The organism is Streptomyces sp., from assembly GCF_031178505.1.
GTDB lineage: Bacteria > Actinomycetota > Actinomycetes > Streptomycetales > Streptomycetaceae > Streptomyces > Streptomyces gulbargensis.
In genome coordinates this window covers 1-7,485 of the sequence record NZ_JAPSIW010000315.1, presented here as the reverse complement: position 1 = coordinate 7,485, position 7,485 = coordinate 1, and the positions used below count along the sequence as shown (strand labels likewise).

Sequence of the window (7,485 nt, the reverse complement as noted above, 5' to 3'; positions counted from 1 at the left end):
GAGGCGGACTTCCAGCTCCTGGAGGGGCTGCTGGACGGTACGGCGAAGATCGACGGGCTCGACGTCGACCAGGAGCTGCGCTGGGCCCTGCTGTCGCCGCTGGCCGCGTACGGGCGGGCCGACGAGACCCGGATCGGCGAGGAGCTGGCCCGGGACGACACGGCGACGGGCAAGCGGCACCAGGTCCGGCTGCTCGCCTCGCGGCCGGCGGCGGAGGTCAAGGCGCAGGCCTGGGCGCAGGTCGTCGAGTCGGACGCCCTGTCGAACGCGCTGGTGGGGGCGACGATCGCGGGCTTCGCCCAGCCCTCGCAGCGGGAGCTGACCGCTCCCTACACGGAGAAGTACTTCGCGGTGATCGAGCGGCTGTGGGCCGAGCGGTCCATCCAGATCGGCATGGACGTGGTCCGGGGTCTCTTCCCGGCGCTCCAGGACCGTGAGGAGACCCTCGCGGCGACGGACGCCTGGCTGTCGGAGCACGCCGGGGCGGCCCCGGCCCTGCGCCGTCTGGTCCTGGAGGCACGGGACGACCTGGCGCGGGCGCTGCGGGCGCAGGCCTGCGACGGAATGGCCCCGTAGCGGCGCGGGCGGTACGACGGGGGAGGGCCCCGGTGGCGCGCGGGAACGCGCGGCTCCGGGGCCCTTCCCGTGGGCGGGCCCGGAGCCGGCCGCCGTGGCCGGGCCCGTCATCGGCATTCGAACGCGCGTACTTTAGGGCGGGGTTGTCCCGGAATGTCGACGAGCGTGTAACAGGGGTTAGGCGACCCTTCGGAAGCGGAAGACCCCCGGCATGAACCACAACACCCCCATCTCCCCCCGCCCCCTCCCCCGCGCCCCCCGCATCCCCGACACGCAACGTCTCGCCACCACCGTCCAATTGAGGGCGCAGGGCCTGACCGGGGCCGAGGTCGCCGCCCACTGTGCCCCGGGCGGCGACTGGCAGCAGCTGCTGCCCGGGGTCTTCCTGCTCCGCCCGGGACGGCCCACCAGCGAGGACCGGCTGGGCGCCGCCCTCCTGTACGCCCGCAAGGACGGGGCCGTGCCCGTCCAGGAACCGCAGCCGATGATCACGGGTCTCGCCGCGCTGGCCCTGCACGGCTTCACCGCCGCTCCCCCGCTGACGGCCCTGGACCGGATCGACGTGCTGGTGCCCGGGGCCCGGCGCCCGCGCTCGACCGGCTGGGTACGGGTGGTGCGGGCGCCCGGGACGCCGGAGCCGGTGGAGGTCACCGGTCTGCCGGTCGCCCCGGTGGCCCGGGCGGTCGCCGACGCGGTGGCGGCGCTGCCGGACCCGGAGGCGGTACGGCGGGTGCTCACCGAGGCGGTCCGGGGCGGGCACTGCGAACCGGGCCCGGTGGTCCGCGAGCTGAGCCGGGCCCGGCTGCTCACCCGCCCGCACGTCGTGGACGCCGTGGACACGCTGCTGGCCGAGGGACGGTCCCTGTCGGAGGAGCGGCTCTACGAGATGGTGCGCGCGTTCGGGCTGCCGGACCCGCTGTGGAACGTGGACCTGCGGCTGCCGGGCGGCCCGCACCTGGGAGGGCTCGACGCCTACTGGCCGGACCAGGCGGTCGCGGTCGAGCTGGACACCCGGGCGCCGCGCGAGGACGACGACGCGCGGTGGGCCGAGTACACCCGCAAGCGCGAGCACCTGGAGCGGCTCGGGATCACCGTCGTCCACCTCACCCCGCGCAAGCTGCGGGAGTCGATGGAGCAGCAGGCCGCCGTGGTCCGCACGGCCCTGATGGCCGCGTCGGACCGGCAGCCGGCCGCGTACGTCGCCGTCCTGCCCCGGTGAGGGTCAGCCCGCCGGCAGGAGCCCGGCCGCGGCCTTCGCGGCGAGCCCCTTCGGGTCCGCCTTCCCCGCCGCGGCCTTCGGCTCCGTACCGCAGAACTCGGCCTCGATGACCGCCTGCGTGTCGCCCGTCCAGTCGGCGTTGATGTTCGCGGCGAGGGAGTGCCGGCCGTCGCGGGTGGTGTAGGCCTCGGAGAGGGAGCCGTGGATGCCGCCGCCGTGGCCCCATATCTCGGTGCCGCAGCCGAGCTTCTGCCAGGAGATGCCGAGGCCGTAGCGGAAGTCGGGGCGCTGGGGGGAGACCGGGACGGCGGTGGTGAGTTCGCGCATCTCGTTCTTCGGGAGCAGGCGGCCCTTGAGCAGGGCCCGGTAGAAGGTCTGGAGATCGGCGGAGTCGGAGATCATCTCGCCGGCCGCCTGGGCGAGGGAGGGGTTGAGCTCGGTGACGTCGTGGACGGGCGCGGTGGGGTCCGTGGAGAGCGTGGAGTACGCGGGGCTGTGCGGCCCGCGCACGGTCGGCCGGGTGCCGGGGACGCTGGTGGAGCGGAGCTTCAGCGGCTTGATGATCCGGTTCTCGACGGCCTTGCCGTAGGGGCGTCCGGTGACCTTCTCGATCACCAGGCCGGCGAGGACGAAGTTGGTGTTGGAGTACTTCCAGGAGGTGCCGGGCCCGAACTCCGGCCGGTGCTCCATGGCGATGGCGACGAGCCGCTCGGGGGCCCAGGTGTCGTAGCGGTGCTTCAGGAAGCCGGCGCCGAAGACCTTCGTCTGGAAGCCGGGGTCCTCGGTGTAGCTGTAGATGCCGCTGGTGTGGTTGAGGAGCTGGCGGACGGTGATCTTCCGGCCGTCGTGGCCGTTGCCGCGCACCAGGCCGGGCAGCCACTTCTCGACCGGGTCGTCGAGGTCGATCCGGCCCTCGGCCTGGAGCTGGAGGAGGACGGTGGCGACGAAGGTCTTGGTGATGGAGCCGACCCGGTAGCGGTCGTCGCCGCCGCGCTCGCCGGCGGTGCCGGTCCAGGACGCTCCCCCGTCGCGCGCCTGGGCGACCGCGCCCGGGACGCCCGCGTCGACGGCGGCCTGGAGTGCCCGCTGGGTCGCCGTGTGGTCCCGGTCGGCCGGGGCGGCCAGGGCCGGCGTGGCGAGGGCGGTGACGGTGAGGCCCGCGACGAGGGCGGTGGCGAGAGCGGCGCGCGTGGTGCGTACGGCTGACATGCGGTGTCCCCTGATCTGTGTACGGAGGTACTGCGGTCGGCGGGGAGGACCGCGGACGGGCGGCCCGGGTTGCGCCGCCCCGGGCCGGTTGAGCTCTTTTCAGCCGTTTCCCGGGCCGGTGAGCCGGGAGCGGCCGAGCGGGGGGCGCTCGCGCCACAGGTCGAGCCCGATGTCGACGAGTTCGACCCGGGGCAGGGCGGCGACGGAGTCCAGCGGATGCCAGGCGGCGAGGTCGGTGGAGCCACCGGTCTCGTTGCGGAGGGCGCCGCCGGTGATCCGGGCCTCGTAGAGGAGGCGGAGGCCCTGGAAGGAACCGGGGATGCCGAGGCGGGGCGTCCAGGTGCGCAGGACGGAGTCGACGCCGAGGAGGGCCGTGGGTTCACTGAGGTACCCGGTCTCCTCCTCGACCTCGCGGACGACGGTCGCGACGGGTTCCTCGCCGTGGTCCATGCCACCGCCGGGCAGGGTCCACCGCTTGGTGCCGTCCCGGGCCACCCAGCGTGCCAGCAGTATCTCCCCGTCCCTGACGCACACGGCGTAGGCCGCCACCCGCAACTCCTGCTTCATGCACCGAGGTTAGGCGATCGGCCTAGAACCAGTACGTGGGATAGGCGCGGCGGGTGGCGCGGGCGGCGGCGAGGCCGACCGCGACGAGGAGGAGGCAGGCCAGGAGGAGCAGGGCGGTGAAGGCCAGGAAGGGCGGGTCCTGGAGGGCGACGATCACGGCGGTGGCGGCGGCCGGGGAGTGCGGGGTGCGGGCGAGCATCATCACGCCGAGCGCGAGGCCGCCGGCGACGGCGGCGCTCCACAGGCCGGGGCCCGCGACGGCGAGCACGGCGAAGCCGGTGAGGGCGGAGAGCAGCTGGCCGCCGACGAGTGAGCGGGGCTGGGAGAGCGGCAGTTCGGGCGAGGCGGCGACCAGGGCCATGCTCGCGGCGAGCGGCGGTACGAGCAGGGGGTGGTGGAGGACCGTGCCGAGGGCGACGAGCAGGAGGAGCGCGGCGGTGCTGGCGGCGGTGGCGGCGAGCACGGCCAGGGGTCGGGGCCGGGCGGGCGGGCGGGGCCGGGCGGCGACCGGAGCGGGGGCGGACGGAGTGGCGGCCGGAGCGGGAGCGACGGGGGCGGACGGGGTGGCGGGCACGGTGGCCTCGGGAGCCGGGGTGGTGGTCACGGGTTCCTCGGGGTCATGGATGTCGGGTGTCCGCGTGCGGGCGGGCGGGGAGCGGGACGGTCAGCGGGTGGCCGGGTTGGCCGGGGAGAACTCGGGCGCGGACCAGCGCAGGGGGCAGGCGGCCGGTGTCTCGACGACGCTGTCGATCCGGAATCGAACAATCCGCTCCTCTTGACCGTACTCCGTCCGCGCGTGGCCGCCGAGCCGCAGGGTCGTCCCCGTCTCCCAGTCGAGGAAGAGGATTCCGGCGCGGTCGTCCGTCTCCAGGTTGCCCAGGGTGAGGAACATCGCGTTGCCCGGATAGTCGCGCCAGCTGAGGTCCCGGGAGCCGTCCACGCGGACGAAGCCGGGGTTGCCGCCGCGGTGGCTCGCGTCCACGCCGTCGGGTGCGGCGGTGGCGATGAAGAAGGTGTCGGCGGCGCGGATCCGGCGCGCCTGCCCGGGGGTGAGCGCCTCACCGTGGCGTACGGCGCCGGGGCCGGGGGGTCCGGCGGGGCCGGAGCCGGACAGCTCCCGCTTCTGGAGGTACTTGGGGCAGTTGGAGAAGACCTCCTCGGCCTCGATCGTGAAGCCGTGGGCGCCGGGGCGGGCCAGGCCGTTGAGGCGCATGCGGCGCCGGGTGCGGGGGTCGAGGGCGAGGGTGCCGACGGGGGTGCCGGCGGCCGGGTCGGCGAGCGGTCCCCCGGGGAGGGCCGCGGCCACCGAGACGGTGCGGGGGCCCGTCGCGCGGACGAAGCCGGGGTCGCCGGTGAGCAGGTGCGCCCCGACCCGGCCCCGGTCGTCGGTGAGGCCGACGACCAGCAGGGGCTGGGCCTCCAGGAAGGCGGCGGCGACGGGGCGGAGGGTGGGGAGGAGGGAGCGGCCGACGTGTGCGGCGAGCTGCCGGACGCCGAGCCGTTCCTGCACGGCGAGGGAGCCGTGGTGATACGGGGCTCCTCGGGGGGCGGGCGGGCGACTGTGGGGCGGGGTCAGAAGAAGCCGCAGGTGGGGGCTTCGCCCGAGGGAGCCGGGGCGCCCCCGGCGCCGTGCCGGACGGAGATCTCCAGGCGGGTGCCGTCCGGGTCGTGGAAGAAGATGCCGCCGGAGGCCGCGCCCTCGCGGTGGGCGACGACGCCCTCGTACGCGAAGGCGGCGCCGCGGGCGGTGAGCGCGGCCTCGGCGGCACGGACGTGGTCGAGGGACTCGGCCTCGAAGGCGAGGTGGTGCAGGCCGGCCCGGCCCGCGTCGTAGCTCTCGCCGGCCTGCTGCCAGAGCGTGAGGACGAGGCGGCCGTCCTGGCCGAGCAGGGCGTAACGGCGGGTGTCCCCGGTGCCCTCGTGGAGGAGTTCAAAGCCGAGGACCTCGCCGTAGAAGGCGAGGGAGCGGTCGAGGTCGGTGACGTTGAGGCCGACGTGGTGGGTGGCGAGCGCGCCGATGGCGGACATGGGGATTCCCCTCCCGGTGACGGCCGGCCCGTGCGGGCTAACCTCCTAATGGCACTTTAGAGGTTAGAGATCACGCGCGTCAACCGCTCACGTACCCTTGAGGGGTTAGTCCTGCGAGGAAGGTGCCGCCATGACCGCTCCCGACCCCCGGCCGCTCACCGGCGAGCCCGTCTCGCTCGACCTGCTCAACACCCGCTGGAACCACGAGGGCGTCCTCCAGGACCTGCTCACCGACGAGGAGGGCCTCGCGGTCTGGCTCGCCGCCAACGGGCTCGACGGGCGCTTCACCGCCGACGCCCCGACCCTGCGCCACACCCTCGCCGCCCGGGACGCCCTCGCCGCGGTCGTCGACCGGCCCGGCGACCCCGGGGCCACCGCCCGGGTCGACGCGGTCCTCGGTCACGGCCGCATCAGGGCCACCCTCACCACCGAGGGCCCCGGCGAGGAGGCGGAGTTCGCCGACCCGGCCCGCGGCCCCGGCTGGATCGCCGCCCGCGACTACCTCGACCTGCTGCGCACCGCCCCGGACCGCATCCGCGCCTGCGCCCACGAGGCCTGCGTCCTGCACTTCTTCGACACCTCGCGCAACGGCACCCGGCGCTGGTGCTCGATGGCGACCTGCGGCAACCGGGCCAAGGCCTCGCGTCACTACGCCCGCACGAAGGACAGCTGAGCGCCGGGGCGACTCACCCCGGTTGGGGGTGTTTCGCTCCTGATGGCGTATCGGGCATGATGGCGGATGTACGCCATCGGCCCATCCGGACACCCGGCAACTCTCCCCAAACCCCTGTCATTTGCGAAAGGCTGAGCGGTCATCCGGTACCGAAATCCGGACCCTCTCTTTTCACAAACAGGGATGTAAATGACCACCCCCGAAACCCAGAGCTCCATACCCGGGCGCTCGACCCCCGGGAGACGCGCGGCCCGCATCGCCGCCGCCGCCGGACTGGTGACCGCGCTCGTCGCGGCCGGTGCCGCCCCGGTCCTGGCCGCCGAGGACCCGGCGACCACTCCCCCGGTGAAGACCACCGAGCCCGCCGACAAGCTCGGCGCCACGGACGCGCAGCGCCTCTCCGAGGCCGAGGCGAGCGGCGAGAAGAACGTCACGATCCTCGTCGCCACCGCCCCCGGAGCCACCGAGCAGGTCGCCGGCCAGCTCGACGCGCTCCAGGGCGCCTCCGTCGGCAAGCGGGAGGACAAGCTCGGCTACGTCCGCGCCACCCTGCCCACCGGCAAGGCCGACGCGGCGATCAAGGCCGCCGCCAAGCTCTCCTCCGTCCAGTCGATCGACCTCCAGGCCGAGATCCCGCTGGACGACCCGACCCCCGACGCGGGCGCCGCCACCGGTGCCGTCGAGGGCACCACCGTCACGCGCACCTACCCGGCGCCCTCGAAGAGCACCCCGGCGAAGAACCCGTACAACCCGTCCCACGAGACGGGCGCGGTCGACTTCGTCGAGGACCACCCGAAGGCCGACGGCCGCGGGGTGACCATCGGCATCCTGGACTCGGGCGTCGACCTCGGCCACCCGGCCCTGCAGAAGACCACCACCGGCGAGCGCAAGATCGTCGACTGGGTCACCGCCACCGACCCGCTGACCGAGAGCGACGGCACCTGGCGCGCCCAGGTCACCCCGGTCTCCGGCCCCGTCTTCACCGCGGCCACCCAGAGCTGGAAGGCCCCGGAGGGCTCGTACCAGTGGAGCCGCTTCAGCGAGTCGGTCACCGCGGGCGGCGACCCGGCCGGTGACATCAACCGCGACGGCGACACCACCGACGTCTTCGGCCTGCTGTACGACCCGGCCGCGGGCACCGTCCGCGTGGACACCGACCAGAACAACGACTTCACGGACAACGCGCCGATGAAGCCGTACAAGGACGGGTACC

At 74.6% G+C, this 7,485-nt stretch carries 8 protein-coding genes and 1 pseudogene; 4 read left to right on the top strand and 5 right to left on the bottom strand.

Annotated elements, in window-relative coordinates; genetic code table 11:
• The coding region (locus tag RIF68_RS20350; RefSeq protein WP_309052719.1) for an ERAP1-like C-terminal domain-containing protein at positions 1–576 on the top strand (576 nt) is incomplete at its 5' end.
• A gap of 211 nt (positions 577–787) precedes the next feature.
• Positions 788–1,795 carry a hypothetical protein gene (locus tag RIF68_RS20345; protein ID WP_309052718.1) on the top strand — a complete coding sequence of 336 codons (1,008 nt, stop codon included), beginning with the start codon at positions 788–790 and terminating at the stop codon, positions 1,793–1,795.
• A gap of 3 nt (positions 1,796–1,798) precedes the next feature.
• On the opposite strand, the gene RIF68_RS20340 is transcribed toward RIF68_RS20345, so the two are convergent.
• The 5 genes from RIF68_RS20340 to RIF68_RS20320 all read right to left on the bottom strand — a co-directional run bounded on the left by RIF68_RS20340 (position 1,799) and on the right by RIF68_RS20320 (position 5,599).
• Positions 1,799–3,004, bottom strand: a complete 1,206-nt coding sequence (locus tag RIF68_RS20340; RefSeq protein ID WP_309052717.1) for a serine hydrolase domain-containing protein — start codon at positions 3,002–3,004, stop codon at positions 1,799–1,801.
• 99 nt (positions 3,005–3,103) lie between these two features.
• Positions 3,104–3,571, bottom strand: a complete 468-nt coding sequence (locus tag RIF68_RS20335; RefSeq protein WP_309052716.1) for an NUDIX hydrolase — start codon at positions 3,569–3,571, stop codon at positions 3,104–3,106.
• A 22-nt stretch (positions 3,572–3,593) separates the two neighbouring features.
• A complete protein-coding gene (locus RIF68_RS20330; protein WP_309052715.1) occupies positions 3,594–4,175 on the bottom strand; it encodes an HPP family protein in 582 nt (193 codons plus the stop codon).
• A 60-nt stretch (positions 4,176–4,235) separates the two neighbouring features.
• On the bottom strand, positions 4,236–5,081 hold the full coding sequence (locus RIF68_RS20325; protein ID WP_309052714.1) for a pyridoxamine 5'-phosphate oxidase family protein: 846 nt from the start codon (positions 5,079–5,081) through the stop codon (positions 4,236–4,238).
• 62 nt (positions 5,082–5,143) lie between these two features.
• On the bottom strand, positions 5,144–5,599 hold the full coding sequence (locus RIF68_RS20320) for a VOC family protein (RefSeq protein ID WP_309052713.1): 456 nt from the start codon (positions 5,597–5,599) through the stop codon (positions 5,144–5,146).
• Between the two features lie 130 nt (positions 5,600–5,729).
• On the opposite strand from RIF68_RS20320, the gene RIF68_RS20315 reads away from it, so the two are divergent.
• Positions 5,730–6,272, top strand: a complete 543-nt coding sequence (locus RIF68_RS20315) for a CGNR zinc finger domain-containing protein (RefSeq protein WP_309052712.1) — start codon at positions 5,730–5,732, stop codon at positions 6,270–6,272.
• 189 nt (positions 6,273–6,461) lie between these two features.
• A pseudogene (locus RIF68_RS20310) lies at positions 6,462–7,485 on the top strand (serine protease); the annotation flags it as partial.